Source organism: Micromonospora sp. MGP-C2, assembly GCF_057766525.1.
The window spans coordinates 3786407-3806076 of sequence record NZ_JBYMEN010000002.1; the positions used below are offsets into that span (position 1 = coordinate 3786407).

18 protein-coding genes are annotated in these 19670 nt (G+C 71.7%); 6 read left to right on the plus strand and 12 right to left on the minus strand.

Translation table 11 applies throughout. The features are described from left to right. Window positions 1–30: 30 nt before the first annotated feature. Entirely contained in the window at window positions 31–1242 is a 1212-nt protein-coding gene (locus AC3CF1_RS17255) for a DUF4032 domain-containing protein (RefSeq protein WP_371409795.1), read from the minus strand. A gap of 132 nt (window positions 1243–1374) precedes the next feature. Between AC3CF1_RS17255 and AC3CF1_RS17260 the strand changes: the two genes are divergently transcribed. Together AC3CF1_RS17260 and AC3CF1_RS17265 are read left to right on the plus strand one after the other, a co-directional pair. Continuing rightward, window positions 1375–2112 carry a phosphatase PAP2 family protein gene (locus AC3CF1_RS17260; protein WP_488452093.1) on the plus strand — a complete coding sequence of 246 codons (738 nt, stop codon included), beginning with the start codon at window positions 1375–1377 and terminating at the stop codon, window positions 2110–2112. 11 nt (window positions 2113–2123) lie between these two features. Next, complete coding sequence (locus AC3CF1_RS17265) at window positions 2124–3362, plus strand: APC family permease (RefSeq protein WP_488450833.1); 1239 nt, start codon at window positions 2124–2126, stop codon at window positions 3360–3362. Window positions 3363–3389: 27 nt separating this feature from the next. Here the strand turns inward: AC3CF1_RS17265 and AC3CF1_RS17270 are convergent, their stop codons facing one another. The 9 genes from AC3CF1_RS17270 to AC3CF1_RS17310 form a co-directional block, all read right to left on the minus strand. After that, window positions 3390–4175, minus strand: a complete 786-nt coding sequence (locus AC3CF1_RS17270) for an ABC transporter permease (RefSeq protein WP_088950453.1) — start codon at window positions 4173–4175, stop codon at window positions 3390–3392. Then, entirely contained in the window at window positions 4172–5161 is a 990-nt protein-coding gene (locus AC3CF1_RS17275) for an ATP-binding cassette domain-containing protein (protein WP_488450834.1), read from the minus strand. Before AC3CF1_RS17275 ends, AC3CF1_RS17270 begins: the two co-directional genes overlap by 4 nt. Window positions 5162–5191: 30 nt before the next feature. Then, the gene (locus tag AC3CF1_RS17280; protein ID WP_488450835.1) at window positions 5192–8062 is read right to left on the minus strand and encodes an AfsR/SARP family transcriptional regulator; all 2871 of its coding nucleotides are present in this window, start codon (window positions 8060–8062) and stop codon (window positions 5192–5194) included. 70 nt (window positions 8063–8132) lie between these two features. Next, a complete protein-coding gene (locus tag AC3CF1_RS17285) occupies window positions 8133–8654 on the minus strand; it encodes a GNAT family N-acetyltransferase (RefSeq protein ID WP_328849004.1) in 522 nt (173 codons plus the stop codon). After that, window positions 8651–8941 carry a type II toxin-antitoxin system TacA family antitoxin gene (locus tag AC3CF1_RS17290; RefSeq protein WP_238683057.1) on the minus strand — a complete coding sequence of 97 codons (291 nt, stop codon included), beginning with the start codon at window positions 8939–8941 and terminating at the stop codon, window positions 8651–8653. The genes AC3CF1_RS17285 and AC3CF1_RS17290 overlap by 4 nt, the downstream gene beginning before the upstream one ends. Window positions 8942–9022: 81 nt before the next feature. Further along, on the minus strand, window positions 9023–10246 hold the full coding sequence (locus AC3CF1_RS17295) for a tetratricopeptide repeat protein (protein WP_488450836.1): 1224 nt from the start codon (window positions 10244–10246) through the stop codon (window positions 9023–9025). A 49-nt stretch (window positions 10247–10295) separates the two neighbouring features. Beyond that, window positions 10296–10427 carry a hypothetical protein gene (locus AC3CF1_RS17300; RefSeq protein WP_488450837.1) on the minus strand — a complete coding sequence of 44 codons (132 nt, stop codon included), beginning with the start codon at window positions 10425–10427 and terminating at the stop codon, window positions 10296–10298. 150 nt (window positions 10428–10577) lie between these two features. After that, window positions 10578–10976: a hypothetical protein gene (locus AC3CF1_RS17305; protein ID WP_488450838.1), complete on the minus strand. Its 399-nt coding sequence runs from the start codon at window positions 10974–10976 to the stop codon at window positions 10578–10580. A gap of 65 nt (window positions 10977–11041) precedes the next feature. Next, window positions 11042–13006, minus strand: coding sequence for a potassium channel family protein (locus tag AC3CF1_RS17310; RefSeq protein WP_488450839.1), 1965 nt, complete (start codon window positions 13004–13006; stop codon window positions 11042–11044). A 95-nt stretch (window positions 13007–13101) separates the two neighbouring features. Here AC3CF1_RS17310 and AC3CF1_RS17315 point away from each other — a divergent pair, with 95 nt between their 5' ends. From AC3CF1_RS17315 to AC3CF1_RS17330, 4 genes are all read left to right on the plus strand, one after another. Next, on the plus strand, window positions 13102–13584 hold the full coding sequence (locus AC3CF1_RS17315) for an MSMEG_6728 family protein (protein WP_088950458.1): 483 nt from the start codon (window positions 13102–13104) through the stop codon (window positions 13582–13584). A gap of 31 nt (window positions 13585–13615) precedes the next feature. Continuing rightward, window positions 13616–15169 (plus strand): FAD-dependent oxidoreductase, encoded by a 1554-nt coding sequence (locus AC3CF1_RS17320; RefSeq protein ID WP_488450840.1) that lies wholly within the window; start codon window positions 13616–13618, stop codon window positions 15167–15169. Window positions 15170–15236: 67 nt separating this feature from the next. After that, window positions 15237–16445, plus strand: a complete 1209-nt coding sequence (locus AC3CF1_RS17325) for a hypothetical protein (protein WP_488450841.1) — start codon at window positions 15237–15239, stop codon at window positions 16443–16445. 212 nt (window positions 16446–16657) lie between these two features. Beyond that, window positions 16658–17101, plus strand: a complete 444-nt coding sequence (locus AC3CF1_RS17330; protein WP_328369597.1) for an HNH endonuclease — start codon at window positions 16658–16660, stop codon at window positions 17099–17101. Between the two features lie 70 nt (window positions 17102–17171). On the opposite strand, the gene AC3CF1_RS17335 is transcribed toward AC3CF1_RS17330, so the two are convergent. Beyond that, on the minus strand, window positions 17172–18701 hold the full coding sequence (locus AC3CF1_RS17335) for a serine/threonine-protein kinase (RefSeq protein WP_488450842.1): 1530 nt from the start codon (window positions 18699–18701) through the stop codon (window positions 17172–17174). 135 nt (window positions 18702–18836) lie between these two features. Further along, complete coding sequence (locus tag AC3CF1_RS17340) at window positions 18837–19604, minus strand: enoyl-CoA hydratase/isomerase family protein (protein ID WP_488450843.1); 768 nt, start codon at window positions 19602–19604, stop codon at window positions 18837–18839. Between the last annotated feature and the right edge of the window lie 66 nt (window positions 19605–19670).

Genomic DNA, 19670 nt, shown 5'->3' on the forward strand with positions numbered 1-19670 from the left:
GCGCAGGTCGGGCCAGCCGCGGGGCGAAGGTCAGTTGAGGCTGGGGACTTCCACGCCGAGGATGGCCTGCTCGTCGGGACGGTGCACCAGCACGTCGGCCAGGTACGACTGGACCGCGTGGCGCATCCCGACGTCCCGGCCGGCCTGCTCGGAGAGCAACCATTTGTGCTCGATGATCTGCGCGAACAGCTCCTGCGGCTCCAGCTTGCGGCGCAGGTGCGCGGGAACGGCCCGGACCACCGGCTCGAAGACCTCGGTGAGCCAGCGGTGTGCGGCCTGCTGCTCGTCGGTCAGGTCGCTCTCCGCCCGATAGGCGTCCAGGTCGTTGAGCAGCTTGCGCGCCTGATTCTCCTCGGCGTCCAGACCGGTCAGCCGCAGCAGCCGCCGGGTGTGGTAGCCGGCGTCGACCACCTTCGGCCGGACCAGGTAACGCCCGTCGTCGATGGACGACATGGCCACCTCGGCCACGTCGAAGCCCAGCTCGTTGAGGCGGCGGATCCGGCCCTCGATGTCGTGCCGGGCCTCCCGCTCGACGGCCTGCTCGTAGGTGATCTCGTGCCACAGTCGCTCGTAGCGCTGCACGACCTCCTCGCAGACCACCTCGGGGTCGATGGACTCGTGCAGCAGGCCGGCGGCTTGGAGGTCCAGCGCCTCACCGAAGATGTTCACCCGGGCGATCTCCAGGTCCTCACCGCGCTGACCGTTGGAGAGTGAGTTGTGCAACGCGCCCGTCTCCGCGTCCACCAGGTAGGCGGCGAACGCGCCCGCGTCCCGGCGGAACAGCGTGTTCGACAGCGAGCAGTCACCCCAGAAGAAGCCAGTGAGGTGCATCCGCACGATCAGGGCGGCGAGCGCGTCGAGCAGCCGGCTCATCGTCTCCGGCCGCAGGGTGTGCGAGAACAGCGCCCGGTACGGCAGGGAGAACTGGAGGTGCCGGGTGATCAGCACCGATTCGAGAGGTTCCCCGTCCTCGGTCTGCCGGTCGGCGACGACCGCCACCGCCTCGACCGAGGGAAAGTCGATCCTCTCCAAGGCCCTGAGCAGGTCGTACTCCCGCTCAGCGATCCGCTCGCGAGTCTCCTTGAACGCGTACACGTAGTCACCGAGCCGGACGAACCGGACGATGTGTCGGGAGATGCCCTGCGGCAGGGCCACCAGGTGTTGGGCAGGCCACTCCTCCAGCGGTGTCGACCAGGGCAGGTCGAGCAGCGCCGGGTCCACGAGGGCAGACGTGATCCGCACGGGCACAAGCATGACGCCTCGCCCCCCGCATCCGCCTCACATCGTGGTTGGGCCCACAGCGCCGAACACCCCGGCCTGGCGCCGGGCCGGTAGCGTGGTCGCGTGCTCAAACCCACGGCGGTACGACGTGACCTGCGGCTACGGCCCGTCCGCCCGGCCGGCTGGTGGTTCGACGCGCTGCTGCTGGTCGGTCTGGTCGGGTTGACGGTGGCGCTCGCCGCCGACCAACTCTTCGGGTTGGACCGGGCGGTGGCCGACTGGGCCGACGGGCACCGACCGACGGTCGCCTACTGGGTGGCCCGGGTATTCAACCTGCTCGGCCAGGGCACTCCACTGACCCTGATCGCCGCAGGGTTGGGCGTGCTGCTGGCCGTCCGGCTGCGGTCGGTGCGGCCGATCCTGCCGCCGGTGGTCGGGTTCGTGCTGACCTACCTGACGATCGGCCCGCTCAAGGTCTGGACCGCGCGGGCGGCACCGAGCGCCAGTGTCAAGGAGCCCTTCCTGCCGCCCGAGCAGACCCTGCCGCTGTTCCACGACGACCTGCCGGTCCGATTCGCCCAGTCGTACCCGTCGGGGCACGTCGCCAACGCCATCGTCTGGTACGGCGTCATCGCGCTGCTGCTCGCCCCGCTGGCCCGCAGCTTCGGCCGCCAACTGCCCGCCCGGCTCGTCACCGTGATCCGCATCGTGCCACCGCTTGTCGTCCTCACCACCACCACCTACCTGGGTTGGCACTGGCTGACCGACTCGGTGGCCGGGCTGCTGCTGGGCCTCCTGCTGGACCGGCTGCTGCACCGGGTGCCCTGGGACGACATACCGCTCCCCCGCCGGCTACGCGATTGGGACCGGCCGTTCACCTCGTACCCCTAGGGTTTCGGTCCGTGGACCAACTGTCGCGGCGGCTCGGCGTACCCGATGCGGTTGTCATCGGGTTGGGCTCGATGCTCGGCGCGGGCGTCTTCGTGGTCTTCGGCCCGGCCGCGGCGGCGGCCGGCGGCTCCGGGTTGCTGCCCGCGCTGGTGCTGGCCGGTTTCATCGCCTTCTGCAACGCGACCAGCTCGGCGCGGCTGGCGGCCCGCTACCCGGAGTCCGGCGGCACGTACGTCTACGGTCGGGAACGCATCGGGCCGTTCGCCGGGTTCCTGGCCGGCTGGGGGTTCGTGGTCGGCAAGACGGCGAGCTGCGCGGCGATGGCGTTGACCATCGGGGCGTACCTGTGGCCGGGCCAGGCCCGGTTGGTCGCGGTCGGCGCGGTGCTCGCGGTGACCGGGGTGAACCTGCGCGGCATCGGCAAGACGGCCACCGTCACGAAACTGCTGGTGGCGCTGGTGCTCGCGGTGCTGGCCCTGGTCGCGGTCGTCGGAGTGGCGGGCGGGCCGGTGCACCTGGATCGGCTCGGTGAGCCCGGCGGCTCCGCCCGGGGTGTGCTCACCGCCGCCGGGTTGCTGTTCTTCGCCTTCGCCGGGTACGCCCGGATCGCCACGCTCGGCGAGGAGGTCCGCGATCCGCAGCGGACCATTCCCCGCGCGGTGCCGTTGGCGCTCGGGGCGGTGCTCGCGATCTACGTGGTGTTGGCCGTGGTCACGCTCGGCGTACTCGGCGCCGACCGGCTGGCCGGGTCCGCCGCGCCCCTGGTCGACGTGGTGACCGCCGCCGGGCTGCCCGGCCTGGCCTGGGTGGTCCGCGCCGGGGCCACGATCGCGGTCGTCGGGGTGCTGCTGTCCCTGGTCGCCGGAGTCGGCCGGACCACCCTCGCGATGGCCCGCCGCCGCGACCTGCCCGGCGCGCTGGCCGCCGTGCACCCCGTGCACCGGGTGCCGCACCGCGCGGAGCTGACGGTCGCCGCCGTGGTGATCGTGGTCGTGCTCCTCGGCGACGTACGGGGGGCCATCGGCTTCTCCAGCTGCACGGTGCTGGTCTACTACGCGATCACCAACGCGGCGGCGCTCACACTGGGGCGGGAACCCGGTCGGCGGCTGCCGGTGCAGGTGCTCGCCGGCCTGGGGTTGGTCGGGTGTCTACTGCTCGCGGTCAACCTGCCCGTGACCAGCGTCCTCGCGGGCTTCGGTGTGCTCGCCGCTGGCGCCGCCTGGTACGCGCTGCGCCTCGCGCGCCGGTGACCTGAGCGGGCCACCGGCGCGGGGGTGTCAACGGCTCAGGCGTCGGTAGCGGCGCACCGCCAGCGGAGCGAACGTCGCGATCAGCAGCACCGGCCACAGCACCGCCAACAGCATGGCGTGCTCCGCCGGCCAGGAGTCGCCACCCAGACCCGGGTTGCCGAACAGTTCGCGGATCGCCGCGACGGTGGCCGACAACGGGTTCCACTCCGAGATCGTCCCGATGACCGGGGGCATCAGCTCCGGCGACACGAAGACATTGGAGATCGCGGTGAGCGGAAACGCCGCCGGGAAGACGATGACGCCGACGGTGTCCGGGCTGCGGACCAGCAGCGCCAGGTAGATCCCCATCCAGGTGATCGCGACCCTCAGCAGCAGGAGCAGCCCGACGGCGAGCAACGCCTTGCCCACACCCTCTCGCCACTGCCAACCGACGAGCAGGCCGCAGACCAGCAGGGTGGACATCTCCAGCAGGGCGCGCAGCAGATCGGCGGCGCTGCGGCCGGTCATCAGGGCGGACCGTGCCATCGGCATCGACCGGAACCGGTCGACGACACCCCGGCTGAGGTCCAGCGCCACGCCGGTCGCGGTAGCGCCGAGGCCGTACAGCATCGTCATCACGAAGACCCCGGGCAGCAGGAACTCGCGATAGTTGCCACCACCGGGCACCTGCATGCCGCTGCCGAACACGTACCCGAAGACCAGCACGAACATGATCGGCAGTGAGAAGTACAGGATCACCTCCTCCGGCTGACGGACGACATGGATCATGTTTCGCCTGGTCATCGTCCAACCGTCGGCTACCGCAGTGGTCATGCCACGTCCGCCTTTCGTCCGGCGCCCACGGGTTCGCGGGCCTCGTCGGGACGATGCCCGGTCAGGTGCAGGAACGCCTCGTCCAACGTGGCGCGCCGCAGGCCGATGTCCTCGACCGCGATCCCCGCGTCGTCCAACGCCCGCACGACGTCGACCAGCCCGGCGACCCGGTCGGCCACCGGCACGCTGAGTTGCCGGATCTCCGGGTCACGCTCGGGCTCCGCGCCGCAGATCGGCGCGACGATGCCGGCGGCCAGGTCCAGGTCGGCCGCATCGCGCACCACCACCTCGATCCGGTCGCCGCCGGTCATCGACTTCAGCTCGTCCGGTGACCCCTCGGCCACCACCCGACCGGCGTCGATCACCGAGATCCGGTTGGCGAGCTGGTCGGCCTCCTCCAGGTACTGGGTGGTGAGCAGCACCGTCGTCCCCTCGGTGACCAGGGCGCGGACCAGGTCCCACACCTGGTTGCGGCTGCGCGGGTCCAGACCGGTCGTCGGCTCGTCGAGGAAGAGCACGCGCGGCGTACGGATCAGGCTGGCGGCGAGGTCCAGCCGACGGCGCATCCCACCCGAGTACTCACCGGCGGAGCGGCTCGCCGCCTCGGCAAGCCCGAACCGTTCCAGCAGTTCGTTGGCGCGTTGCCGGGCCTCCCGCCGGCCGAGCCGGAACAGGCGGCCGAACAGTTCCAGGTTCTGCCGACCACTGAGGGTTTCGTCGACCGCGGCGTACTGTCCGGTCAACCCGATCCGGGCCCGCACCTCGTCCGGCTGTCGCAGCACGTCGAACCCGGCCACGGTGGCCCTGCCCGCGTCGAAGCGCAGCAGAGTGGTGAGGATCCGTACGGCCGTCGTCTTTCCCGCGCCGTTGGGCCCCAGCAGCCCGTACACAGTGCCGGTCGGTACGGCCAGGTCGAACCTGTCGAGCGCGCGGGTGGGGCCGTACCGTTTGCCCAGACCCTCGGCGACCACCTCGTATGTCGTCATGACCCCACGGTGCGGTCAGGCGCTGACGGGTCACGCACCGTCCGCTGACGGCAGCGCACCAGGCCTGCTCGCGGCTTCGGCCTTCTCCTGCTCGGTGATCTCGTCGAGCACGAGGATGATCTCCGACCGGGTGGCCTCGCCGACGTACCAGCCGGTGAGCCCGCCGACCAACGCCTCCTCGCAGAGCCGTCTCGCCTCGACCAGATCGCCGCGCAGCCGGGCCACCTGGGCGAGGCCGAGGCGAGCGCTGGCCACGAACTCGGGCGCGCCGCTGCGCTGCGCCAGGAGCAGCGCACCGGCGAAGTCGTCCCGTGCTGCGGCGAGGTCACCGGCACGCAGCCGGATCTCGCCCCTGGTCCGCAGCATGTCGGCCTGGTCGACGGCCGACCCGAGCGCCTCGACCAGTCCCATGGCCTCGTCCATGTGGGCGCCCGCCGTCTCCGGGTCACCCTGCCAGGCAGCAAGCTCGCCGAGCGCACCGAGTGTGATCATGCAGCCCCACCGGTCCCCCGTGCTCCGGAAGCCGTCGAGCGCGGTGGCCAGCGCACTCCTGGCCCGGTCCCACTCGCCACTCCACATCAGCGCCGAGCCGCTTCCCATCGCGCCGAGCGCGTTGATCCACACGTCCGGGCCGACCAGTCGCCTCAGCTCCCGCATCAGCTCCTCGACGTGCTCGGCGCCGCCGGTCGGCGGCCCGGTCGAGATCCCCGACAGATACAGCAGGAACGGTTGTCGAGGCGGCCCGTCGAGGCTGCGGATCACCGACCGCTGCGTTCCGAGCGACGGCAGGTGACCGGCACCGGCGAGCGAGCTGTTGTAGACGCAGAGGGCGAACTCCTCGCTCAGCCCCGGCGGCGCTTCGGCCCCCAGCAGGTCGAGGACGTTGGCGGCCAACCGGGCCGCTTCGCCGCGCATGCCGCGCAGCCACCAGTAGAACGACAGGGCCGCGACCAACCCGGCCGCGTCGGGCGCGTCACCGGCCGCGGTGGCACGGCGCAGGGCTGCGTGCAGGTTGTCCCGCTCGGCGTCGAGCCGCCGCAACCAGTGCAACTGTTCGGCTCGCCGAAGGTGGTCGCTGGCGGTCCAGGCGAACTCCAGGAAGTACGCGGTGTGCGCACGACGTAGCTGGTCGGCCTCGCCGGCCTCGGCGAGACGTTCCGCGCAGAAGGCACGCACCGTCTCCAGCATCCGGTAACGGCCGCCGGTCAGCTCCACGAAGGACTTGTCGGCCAGACCGCTGAGCGCGTCGACGAACTCGGCGCTGGGAAGGCCCGTGACCCTCCCGGCGGCCTCCAGCGTGGCGCCGCCAGCGAAAACGGTCAGCCGGCGGGCCAGTCTGCGTTCGGCATCGTCGAGCAGGTCCCAGCTCCACTCGACCACAGCCCGGAGCGTGCGGTGTCGGGGCGACGCCGCCCGGCTGCCCATGGACAGCAGCCGGAACCGGTCATCCAGACGGGAGGCCACCTCCGCGACGGGCAACGCCCGCAGCCGCGCGGCGGCCAGCTCGATCGCCAACGGCAGGCCGTCGAGGGTGCGGCAGATCCGCAGCACCACGTCGACGTTGGCCTCCGTGACGGTGAAGTCGGGTGCGACGTCGGCGGCCCGTTGGGCGAAGAGGCTGACCGCGGCGTAGTCGTCGGCATTCTCCGTCGACGCGTCGGGTGGCGGCAGGGTGAGCCCGGACAACGGGCACAGCGCCTCGCCGGCCAGCCCGAGCGGCTCGCGACTCGTGGCCAGCACCCGCAGCGCCGGGCACGCGCCCAGCAGTCGTGCGGCGAGCCGGGCCACGTCGGCGATGACGTGCTCGCAGTTGTCGAGCACGAGCAGCAGCCGCCGCTCGGCCAACGCCTCGACCAGTCGGTCGGTTGACTGCCGGCCCGGCTCGGCCGGGGCCCGCAGACCCGCGTCACGCAGACCGAGCGCGCTCAGCACCGCCTGTGGCACGTCCGACCCGTCGGCCAGTCCGGCCAGCTCGACGAAACGGACGTCACCGTGGACGCGTCCCGCCGCCTCGATGGCCAACCGGGTCTTGCCCGCTCCCCCGGGGCCGGTGAGGGTGACCAGCCTGCGCTGGCCGAGCAGCTCCCCAACGCGCCTGAGCTCCTCCTCCCGCCCGACGAACGTGGTGAGCTGGCTCGGCAGCGCCTGCTCGGCCGCCTCGCGTTCCTCACCACGCAGCACCGCCAGGTGAACGGCAGCCAGCTCCGCCGATGGGTCGACACCGAGCTGATCGGCCAGCGTGTGCCGCGCGTCCTCGAACTCGGCCAGCGCCTCCGCAGGCCGACCCAGTGCCGCCAGGGCCCGCATGAGCTGGCCGCGCGAGCGCTCCCGCAGGGGATGCGCGACGACCAACTCCCGCAGCTCCGCGATGAGCGCGCTCTGTGCGCCCAACGCCAGCTCCGCCTCGATCCGATCTTCGACGGCAGCCAGCCGCAGCTCGTCCAGCCGGGCCGCCTGCGCGGGCGCGCCGGCCGCGCCGACGGCATCGGCCAGGGCGGGACCCCGCCACAACTCCAGCGCCTCGCGCAACACCGCCGCCGCCCGGGGCCAGTCGCCGTCGACGAGCGCGCGGCGTCCCGCCGTGGCGAGCCGTTCAAACCGGTACGCGTCGACATCGTCGGGATCCACTGCCAGGCGATAACCGGCCGGGTGAAACTCGACCGGGTCGTGCTCGGCGGGCAGGGCCTGACGCAGCCGCGACACCTGGGACTGGAGCGCGTTGGCCGCTCCTCGCGGCGGATGCTCCCCGTACAGGCCGTCGATCAGCCGCTCGGCGGAGACCACCCGACCCGCGTCGAGCAGGAGGAGTGCCAGCAGTGCGCGCAGCCGCGGACCGCCCACGGGGACCTCTCGCCCGTCGGCCAGCACCACCTGGGTCGGACCCAGGATGCGGAAACGCATGTCAAGGATTGTCGCCCACTGCCGACCGGTTCCTGCTGACCCGATCCGCCGACCTTGCGGATCTGGGGGGTCAGCCGCTGAGCGCGCGGCGAAGATCCTTCATCAACAGCAACAGGTGCATGGGGTCGGTGGGGCTGGCCTCGAACTTAGCTAGCCGCTGGTAGAAGTCGCGGGCGGCTTCCGTCTCGCAGTGTATGAGCACCGCGCGTACGCCGATGACCTCGGAGGCGGCAGCTATCCGCCGTAGTGCGTCGACCACCAGGGCTCGACCCAGCCCGACACCCTGGGCGCTGCGGTCGACCCCGAGCCGAGTCAGGATCACCACCGGCTGGTGGTAGCGGCCGGCCCCCTGCTGCAGGCGAGGCGAGGCATCGGCGGGGGCGACGCTACCGGCAGCCAGGGCGTAGTAGCCGGCCACTCGCTGATCGGGGTGCTCGTTGTCCCGCACCACGTACACCCGGGACAAGCCCGCCCGGTGGGCTTGCAGGGCATGCTCGGCCAGCCACACCGACTGAGCGCGGGAGCCGCAGTCGAACCCCGCAACCGCGAACTCGGCCGACAGAGGCTCGACCACGGAGAAGCGGGAACTCACAGTGGCGCACCATCAGTCGGCGGGTCGAGCACCGTCGGACCGGTCAGCAGTTCCCGCAGCCCGGCGACGTCCTGCGCCGGCCCCTGCAACGCCTCGTCGAAGACCCGCCACGCGTCCTCGTCCAGCAGGAACGCCCGCCGGTCGGCGAGCACATCCGCCGCTGCTTCGGTCGCCGCCTTCAACACGAACGTCGACACGCTGTCGCCGGCCGCTTGACTGGCCGCCTCCAGCAACGCCTTCTGCTGCTCATCCACCCGCAGGTGCAGCCGCTCCGCCTTCGCACTCACAGAACGAGTGTACGCACAACGTACGCCACCGCAAGTCGACTACCTGACTAGCGCCTTCCAGCTTCGGGACCACACGTGGACTCAGCATCCTTGTGCGAGGAATACATCCGCATCGAGCGGTCGGCCCGCCAAGCGAGCAGCCTCTCGAACCTCTTCGGATGTCATCCGTGAGACGAACTGGTGCGCCTCGTGCACTCCGTCCCCGCTGCCCTCATTCAGCATCGCAAGGAACCAACGCAGACTCTGCACCAGATTTACGCTCGTACCGACGCCGTCCCGGTACCAGCCGCCCACGACGAACATGCAATTGACCTGACCCGCCTTGGCGCCGACCAGATACCACTCGAGTGCTTCTTCATCGAGGTCAAGGAAGGATAGATGGTTACCAAGAATCGCGTACGCCTCAGCGATTTTCGCCTCCGCTGCCACTCTTAGCCAGTGCACAGCACTCGAAACGTCGACTTCAAGAACGTGGCCGTTGGCGTAATGCAGACCGAGATTGAAGGCAGCTATCCCGTCTCCGCCCTCCGCTGCCGCACGATAGAGCTGCACCGCCCGCTCTTGGTCAACTGCAACACCCTGCCCTCGCTCCAGAAGGTAGGCCAGAGTTCGCTGAGCAACTACATCGCCCTCAGAGGCGGACTGGTCCAAAAAATCTATCGTCTCCTTCGGAGCGTCGACATATAACATGAAAATCACGCCCAACATCGTACGCGCGTGAGTATTTCCGAGTTCAGCCTGCGCCTTAAGCACCGGGCATAGGCGAAGCAGTTCGTGGATGGCCGACTCATTACCCGCGCCTGCCGACTCGAGATACCAGCCTGCTGCTTGAACCGGATCCTGGCGGTGATACGCGAAGAGCTTGCCCAGATCGGCAAGCGCTTCCCGCTGCCCCAGTTCAGCAGCAGCACGCCAAGCTTCCTCCGCCTTATCAAGATCCGGAGCACCACAACCCTGACCCGTCGCGTACATGAGGCCGGCCATCCGAAAGCCATCCGCATCTCCGCGTTCAGCCGAGCGTTCGTACCACCTCAATGCCGCAACCTCGTCGGCCGCCAAGCCGCGGCCCGTTGCATACAAAGCCCCGAGGTTGTATGCCGCGCACGCGCTACCTTTTTCGGCTGCCTCGCGATAGAGTCGGGCGGCCAGAAATGGGTCTTCGCTCCGCCCATCCCCATTGCTAGCCATTTGCGCGAGCAACAGCAGAGCCCTGCCGTCACCCTCGGCTTGCTGCAGCTTCGCCCAAGCAACATGGAAATCTCCACGGTGAAAGGCCAATTTACCGAGCTCATACACGTCCGTCATGAAATACCACCACCCATTGGGCCGACCTCGATTAATCGATAAGCGCAGCTCATTGGGGTGCCACTTGCCACGTTCCGTCCGGGCGGAAGATGTTGGTGAGCCACGTCAGCGGGAACTCCCCGGCCGGCCGGACCACGTCGGCCGGAACGGCGACGGTCAGACCGAAGACAACAGCCACCATGAATGCGACACGTCGTGTGTCACTGGCAACGGATCGGCTCATGGCCGGCCCCTCCCCCGTGAAGTGAAATTACCAACGCGGAGTGTGAGGGTTCTTCGATCATGGACACAAGATGGCCGAACGGCCAATCCTGAGAGAAGCCTTGGAGTGTCAGTCCTTGCCCGACGCCAGCGCGGAGACCACCTCAACGGCCTTGCGCTGCACGGATTCCGGGTCGGTGGCCTGCTCGACGACCACATTGGGGCCGGGCGTCGCGGGACCGAAGGCGACGAATCTCGCCGAGGGGAACCGCGCGGCTGTTGGAGGGACCGCCTGCACGGGCGCGTCGCCGACGGCCAGGATCACGCCGCAGCGACTCTGCACCAGACTCGCGAGGAACGTCTCGGCGTTCTCGCCCGTCTGCGGGCCGTCCACTTCGAGGAACTGCACCTTCACCAGGGTCGCGAGGGACGCCTTCTGCATGCCCGTCCACACGGGACGGACGACGGCCGCGCCGCGCCGCAGTCGTTGCGCGTCCCGGGCTCCTCGGCCCACCCCACCACCAAGCACGGGCGCACCCTACTCGGCCGCCGTCGACAGCGGGAACCCCACCGACCGGCATCGCGCCGGGCTGGTCACCCCGACTCGCCGGGCCCTTCTGGTTGGCGGATCACCTCGACCTCGGCGGGCGTGCCGCCGTTCGTCGCCGGTACCGCGGGTGGCACCGGCACGGGACCCGCCGCGCCGGCCGGGGAAGCGGCGACGTGCCACTCCGCCGACCCCGGCACCGACCTGGGTGTCGACTGCGGCTCCCCGCCGGGCCGGGGAAGAATCGGGCCGGAACCAGCAGGCGGCGCGCAGTGCCTGGTCAGCCAGTCCAGTCCGCGCCGCCGGGCGACCACTGTCAACCGGTCGCCCGCGAAGATCACCTGGCGAGGGTCGAGGTCCTTCCACCAGATCGTCTTGCCGCCACCGGCCGGGGTCCGGGCGATCAGCCGGACCTGCCCGTCCCGGTTGACCATGCCCAGGGGCCGGCCGTCCAACTCGGAGCCGGCGGCGACCGGCACCTCGGCGACCGGCAGCGCGTGCCGGTCGACCGGAATCGTGGTGATCACCGCCCGTTCGGTGAGGGCACCGATGAAGGCCGGGGCGGCCAGATAGGAGACCGACCGGGAGACGCCGAGAGCGAAGGTCTCCTCCACCCGCTCGGCGAAGTCACCGTCGAAGAACCGCAGCACCACCCGCAGGTCCCCACGAAGATCACGGGCCGCGAGCGCCGCCTCCAGGTTGGCCACGTCGTCGGTGGACGCCACCACCAGCGCCTGACAGTCGGCCACCGACGCGGCGACCAGCGTCTCCGGCAGCGAGGCGTCACCGACGATCAGCGGCACCTCCAGCTGACGGGCCAGGGCGGCACCGCGCGGCTCCGGGTCCTTGTCGATCGCCACCACCTCGACGTCGTACTCGCGCAGCTGCGCCATCACCCGGGTGCCGACGTTGCCCAGGCCGATCAGCACGACGTGCCCGACCCGCGCGGGTTGCAACTGGCCCGTGTGCAGGGCCAGTCGTGCGTTGACGATGCCGTCCACCACGACGGCGGTGATCAGCGGGATCAGCGCCAACCCGGCCAGGTTGAGCACGACCTGCATGATCTGCGCGCCGGCTGGCTTGGTGGTGTCCGGGTCGGCGCCGCTGAGCGTGGTCACCAGCGTCAGGTACAGGGCTTCCAGTGGGGAGGCACCCTCGGTGCGGGAGATCAGCGCCCCCAGCACCGCGATGACCGCGAGCACCAGCATCACCGCGACACCGATCTTGCGGGTCGCGAAGCCGCGTACCGCGCCCAGCAGCACCGCGACCGGACGGCGTCGCCGGCGGGCCCGGACCAGTCGACGGGCGGCGACCTCGGTGCCGGGCGGCTGCCCGGTCGCCTCGGCGAGCACCAGGTCTGCGCCAGCCTGCTCGGCCGGAAGCAGCTCCACCCCCTGCCCCTCGGTGAGGTGGGCCAGTGCGCAGACCACGTCCTGCGGCCGGACGTCGGCCCGGCGGGCCACCCGCAGCGTCTTGTCCCGGTGCTGGAAGGAACTTGGGTCGACCTCGCCGAGCGCGGCGGCCACGAAGGCCGGCGCGGCCATCTCGGCGTCGGAGAGCACCTCGACCGATGCCTTGAGCAGCTTGCGCACACCGTCGGCGAGGGTGCCGTTGAACATTCGCAGCACCTGGCGGACCCGCTGGTCGACAGCCTGGGCGCAGAGTGCGGCGTGCAGGTTGCCCACGTCGTCCTGGTGCAGCAGGGCCAGCCCGGACGCCCCGGCCAGGCCGGCGGCCTCGAAGGTGGCCACGTCCAGCCGATCCGAGCGGACCACCCGGACCCCCCGCAGCGCCGCCACGTCCGGGCCGTTGCTGCGGTAACGCTCCGGCACCACGACTGTCACCCGGGCGCCACCCGTCGGCAGCTCGGATTCGAGCATCGCCCTGGCCACGTAGTAGGCGAGCGCGTCCTTCCCGCAGATCACATAGTGCGGGCGTGGATCACCGACGGAGCGCAGCCGCCAGTTCCACTCGACCGCCCGTCGCGCCCGGTCCCGCCACGGCTCCGCCATGCCCGGATCGTAATCAGCACGGCCACGGTGGGCGACCCCGTCCGGATCATCCCCCGGCCAGGCATGCCCGCCCTGGCGACGGGTAGAGCAGCGACATGCAGACGTTCCTCCCGTACCCGGACTTTCTGGCCAGCGCCCGGACGCTGGACCAGAAGCGGCTGGGCAAGCAACGGGTGGAGGCCATCCAGGTGCTGCGCGGGCTCACCCGACCCGGGTACGGCTGGCGCAACCACCCGGCGGTGAAGATGTGGGCCGGGTACGAGGAGGCGCTCACCCGCTACGGGCTGGACATGTGCGCGGTGTGGACCGAACCGGGGCGGGCGGACACCTGTGCCACCACGATGACCGTCGACCTCGCCGCCGCCTGCGGGGCCGGTGTCGTACGGACCCAGGACGAGCTGGCCCGGGACGGCGAACTACCACCGTGGCTGGGCCGCGACGACCTGCACCTGAGCCACCGCTCGTCGCTGGTGCGCAAGGACCCGGCGCACTACCGGCCCCTCTTCGGTGACGACGTTCCAGCAGACCTGGAGTACGTCTGGCCCGCCTCCGACCGCGCGCGCCGATGCCTGGAGTAGGGGAGACTGGGGCCCGAGGAAGGTAGGTGCCATGGCGCTGTCGCAAGTGGTGGGTCGGCTCATCGGCGTACGCCAGCACCTGGTGGACCCGGGCGGCGGTGGCGCGGACCGCGTGCCGCGACCGGCCACGGCGGTGGTGGTTGGTGGCGGCATCGCCGGCATGTCGGCGGCGGTGGTGCTGGCCGAGCGGGGTGTGGCGGTGACGGTGCTGGAGGCGGCGCCGACGCTCGGTGGTCGACTGGGCGCCTGGCCGGAGGCGCTCGCCGACGGCAGCCAGCAGAACGAGCACGGCTTCCACGCGTTCTTCCGGCAGTACTACAACTGGCGGTCGATTCTCCGCCGGGTCGACAGTGACCTGGGTTTCCTCAAGCCCATCCCGGGCTACCCGATCCTCAGCGAGCAGTGGCCGACCGAGGAGTTCGGCAAGCTGCCGCCGGCACCGCCGACGAACCTTCTCGCGTTGCTGTTGCGCAGCCCCAGCCTGCGCCTGGCCGACCTGCGACTGATGGATCGGGACGCCGCGCTGCCGCTGCTCAGCTACGACCCGGTACGCACCTACGCCGAGTTGGACGGCACCACCGCCGACGAGCTGCTGGCGTCGCTACGACTGCCGGACCGGGCGCGGGCCATGCTGTTCGAGGTCTTCTCGCACTCGTTCTTCAACCACGAGGCGGAGATGTCGGCCGCCGAGATGGTCGCCCAGTTCCACTTCTACCTGCTCGGCAACCCGGAGGGGCTGGCGTTCGACTGCCCCGACGAGGACTACGCCACGGCGATCTGGGAGCCCCTGACCCGGCACGTCGAGAAGCACGGCGGCCGGGTGCTGACCAGCTCCGCCGCGACCGGTGTGCACCGCGACGGCGACGGCTGGCGGGTGACGACCACCGACGACGGCAGCCACCCGGCCGGTCACGTCGTGCTCGCCGTCGACCCGCCGGCGCTCGCCGCGCTGGTCGCGGCCTCCCCGGACCTGACCGGGCAGGCACCGGAGCTGGCGGCGCGGATGCCCGCCTTCGGCCAGCCCGGCCCGCCGTACGCGGTGGCGCGGTTCTGGTGTGACGGGGACGTGGCCGCCGAGCGGGCGGTGTTCAACGGCGTGTCCCGGCAACCCACTCTGGACTCGGTGACGCTCTACCACCGGTTGGAGAACGAGCCGCGGCGCTGGGCGCGGCAGACCGGCGGGTCGGTCATCGAGCTGCACGCGTACGCCTGCGAGCCCGGCGTGCCGGCGGAGGAGCTGGCCGAGCGGATGCGCCGCGAGCTGGTCGCGCTCTGGCCGGAGGCCGGCGACCTGCGGGTGCGCGAGCTGCGGGCCCGGGTCGAGGCGCAGGCCCCGGCGTTCACGCCGGGCAGCCACGCCTGGCGACCGGGGGTACGCACCGACGCGACCGGCGTCTACCTGGCCGGGGACGGCATCGCCACGGACTTCCCGAGCGCGTTGATGGAGCGCTCGGCGGCGACCGGGATCATCGCCGCGAACCACATCCTGCGCGCCGAGGGCGCCTCGGCCGAGCCGGTGCGCTCGATCCGACCGCGTGGACTGCTCGCCGGCCGCAGAGCACCAAAGCGACAAAACGCACCATAAGCATCGGCACGCTGTCGTACGCTCGATTGATCAACCGTCGATCGACCGGGCGGGAGGGTAGCGGCAGATGTCACCACTGCACCGCGTCGGCGCGGAAAGCGGCCCGCCGAACGACGAGATCGGCCGCGACGACGCGTACCCCCTGATCCGCGACGAACGCGCGTGCATCGTCACCGCGCTGCGGCTGGGCTGGTGGATGGCGGACGCCTACCACCACGGGCAGCACGCGGAGCTCGGCGCTCCCGTGGAGGCCCGACCGGCCGTGCCTCCGGCCAAGCTCTCCAACCTCACCGAGATGTCCGCCCACCGCCGGATGCGGATGTACCTCGACGGGGTGGACGTCGCCCTGGCCCAGATCGCCGACCTCACCCGGCACAACGGGCCGGTGCCCGACACCGCCTCCGCCCGGGCCCTGCTCCCCGACCTGGACCGGGCCGACCCCGCAGACCCGGTACCCCTGCTGCTCGCCCTCGACGACCTCAACGTGGACGTGCTCCGCTGGACGATGGCCACCAACCACCGGGTCGGCCTGGCCTATCGGCTGGGCCGATCGGTGGCCGACACCGTCCGAGCCGGCGACGCCGCCCAGTTGCTGAGGCAGTTCGGTGGGCGGCAGATCCAGATCCGCCGGTGGTTGGACGAGCTGGCCACCGTCCTGCCGCCGTACTCGGCCGCGGTGGTGCGCCGGTCACTCGCCGCCTGGTCGAGCGCTGTCGACCGGGCCGGCCTCGGGGACCCGGCCGTGCCGGCGCCCGCCGAGCTGAGCCGGGCCCTGCGCGGCCAGGGCGACCTCTGGCGCGACGTGCTCACCGGCGGCCTGCACCCGCGCGACCTGCTCGACGAGGAGGACTACGCGGTGATCGCCAGGAACCTGATGATCCGGGACCGGCGGCTGGTGGCGCAGGCGGCACGCGGCATCTTCTGGCCGGTGCTCGTACCCGTGCTGTTGGTGCTCTTCGCGGTGGTCGGGGTGAGTGCCGCCGCGGCCGCCGGCTCACCGGCCACCCGGGCCACCGTCGCCCTGGTGGGCCTCGGCGCCGGCCTGGCCGCGATCTGGCGGTCGGTCTCGGGCCCTGCGCTGGCGGTCGCCGGTGAGGTCAACCGACCCCTGCTGGACAGCGAACTCACAGTGCGGATGGCCCTGCGACTGAACCGCCCACTGACCACCGCCCACATCTCGACGGACGCCACCACCCCCACCCGCCGCCAACGACGTTCCGACGAGGCCAGCCGATCGAAATCCGTTGCCCGTCTGTCCCGTCCCGGCCTACCGTGAGCGCGCAAGGTCAACCACCACCGCGGGAGCAGCTCATGGCGATGTCGCACGTCACCATCGTGCCGTCGACGCTGCCCGGCGGCGGTTGCCGAGCGGAAGGTCCCCGGGCGGGCCGGCTCGACTGACGCGTATCCGTACGCGCTGAGCCGCCCCGTCCGACAGCCGGACCGGGCGGCTCTTCGCTGTCCGTCAGCCTCTGGAAAGGAGTCCCGGTGGACGCCGTCCTCGTCATCAACGCCGACCTCGGCCCGCTGCACCGGGTCACCGTCCAACACGCCGTCCGAATGCTCTGCCGTCGGGTGGCCGAGATCCACGAGGCCGAGCCGGACCGGGTGATCGGGGTCTTCCCGATGCCCCGGGTGGTGCGGCTGGTCCGCTTCGTGGTCACCCGGTGGCGGTTCAACTCCGGGCCGGCCTGGTCCCGGGCCGGGGTAATGCGCCGCGACGGCAGGTGCTGCGCGTACTGCGGTGGGTCCGCCTCCACGATCGACCACATCCTGCCCCGCTCGCGCGGCGGTCGGAACACCTGGCGGAACACCACCGCCGCCTGCTACGCCTGCAACCAGCGCAAGGGTGACCGGACGCCGTCGGAAGCGGGCATGCCGCTGCGCCGGGAGCCGGTCAACCCCGGGTGGGGGGCGCTGGCCGGGCGATGACGGACCGGCCGGCGGGAACGGGGGGCCGCGTTCCGGGTACGTCCCGGGCGCGGCACCCGCCGGCCCCCGGTCAGACAGCGCGTTCCCTGACCCTCGATTTCGGGCTGCCGCCGGGGCAGCGCACCCGGATCTCACTGCGGTGCTCGGAGGAGACCAGCTCGACCTGGATCTGCTTCGCCGGGCCCGGGTCGTACGCCTCGACCCGGAACCCGGGCACGAGCGTCACCGCGAGCACCTCGACGGACTTCCCGACGCAGCGAATGGTGACCGTCCCGCCTCGCGCGTCCACGGACGCACCCGAGCCAGGGGTGGGGGTGGGCGTGGGCGCAGCCCTGGTCGGGGTCGGCCCGGGGGTGGTGACGGTCGGGCTCGGCCTGGCCCGAGGGGCTGACCGGGAAGCGGGCGCGGTGCTCCCGGCCGGCGGGACGGCGGCCGGTCCGGTGTCGGCCGGCTCCTCACTGCGCGGCATTCCCACAGTGGTGGTGCCCGGGCCGATCCCCGTCGAGGACCCCTTCTGCCCCAGCCGGCGGTTGTGCGAGTCACCGAGCGACCCGGCAATCGCCACCGCGGCGATCACCGCGCAGCTGACCGCCAGCACGGCCCGCCCCCGACGCCATGCTCCTCGCCGGGAAGTGGACCCGGCAGCCGCCTCGCCCGGCTCGACCTTCGGCCCGGCCGGCTCGACCTTCGGCCCGGTCGGCTCGCTCGCATCGGCGGGCGTGTCGCCGGGCTGCTCGGTCCCGTCGGCCGCCGGGTCGACAGCGCCGGCCGCCTCGACCACGGCAGTCGCTGCGCTGGCGGCGGCGAGCAGGATGCGGGTCGCCTCGACGGCCGGCGGCCGGTCGACGGGGTCGCGGGCCAGGCACCAGCGGTAGAGCCGGTGCACCTCGGGCGGTACGCCGTCGACCGGGGGCAACGGATCCGGCTCGACGTGCGTGTGGGCGCGGAGCATCCCGGTCTGCGCCTCGGCGGGCCACGGCAGCCGGCCGGTGAGCACCCGGTGCAGCAGCAGGCCGAGGGCGTACACGTCGCAGGCCGGCAACACCTCGCCGGCCTCCAGTCGCTCCGGGGCCAGGTAGGCCGGGGTGCCCAACAGTCGACCCTCGAAGTCGATCTCCGACTCACCGGCGGCCGCCGCGATGCCGAAGTCGAGAACCTTCGCGCCGGTGGGCGTGAGCATCACGTTGCCCGGCTTGATGTCGCGGTGCACCAGATCCTGGTCGTGCGCGGCGGCCAGCGCGGAAGCCACCTGGGCGCAGACCCGCAGACCCGCGCGGGGCGGCAACGGCCCGGCCGCCAGCCGTTGTTCGAGGGTGTGACCGCCGAGCATCTCCATCACCACGAACGGGACCTGGGCACCGTCGACCAACGACTCGCCGAAGTCGTAGACGCTGGTGACATGCGGGTGCGACAGACGGGCCGCGGCCTTGGCCTCAGCCCGGATCCGCTGCCGCGCGTTGTGGTCGGTGGCGACGAGCACCTTCACCGCGACGTCCCGTTCGAGCACCTCGTCGTACGCCCGGTGCACCGCGGACATGCCACCACTGCCGAGGCGTTCCAGGAGCCGGTAGCGCCCCGCAAGCAACTGATCACGCTGCACGACCGACAGCCTGCCGTACCGACCGGCGGCGGGCCACCCCGGATCGAGGTGTTGCGATAAGTGCTCCGCCGGCTGGATGCCGATGTTCTGCCCACCCACAGCGACACCGACCGCAAGCGCGACGGCACAGACTGGTCAGTCGTCGGCCGGTTCCCGCCAGGCGAAGCGGGGCGTACGCCGCTCGGCCATCGCCGCGACCCCCTCGCGGGCCTCGCCGGTGGTCGCCACCTTCCGGTGCCACCAGGCGATCCGCGCGGGCCCGGCACGGTCGTCGATGATCTCCTTGGCGGCGGCGACGCTCAGTGGTGACCGCTGGGCGATCGTCATCACCAGTTCGTCCACCCGCCCGGCGAGCCGATCGGCAGGCAGCACCTCGTCGACCAGGCCGATCCGCAGGGCGCGCTCGGAGTCGATCAGCTCGGCGGTGAACAGCAGATGCTTGGCGGCGGACGGGCCGACCAGCCGGGCCAGCCGGCGCGTCGTCGGTGCCGGATAGACCAGACCGAGCCGGGCCGGCGGTACGCCGAACCGGGCGTCGTCCGCAGCGATCCGCAGGTCGCAGGCGACCGCGAGCTGAGCGCCACCCCCGACGCAGGCGCCTCGGATGGCTGCGACGGTCGGCTTGGCGAAACTGGCCAGCCGCTCCTCGGCGGCCACCGCGATGCTGGCGTCGCCGGCGTCCAACAGCTCGGCCAGGTCGCCGAGGTCGGCACCCGCGCAGAAGGCGTCGCCCGCGCCGGTGAGCACCAACGCCCGTACGCCCGGGTCGGGTTCCAGCCGGTCGAGCAGTTCGGGGAGCTGACGCCACATGGCTGCGGTCATCGCGTTGCGCCGGGCCGGGTTGTGGATCACCACGGTTGCGACCGGTCCGGTCACCTCGACGGTCAACTCCGCGTCCGACATACGGCGACCATAACGGCGCGGGCCCAGCGGCCACCCCGAGGGGCGGTCGCTGGGCCCGCGGTCAGG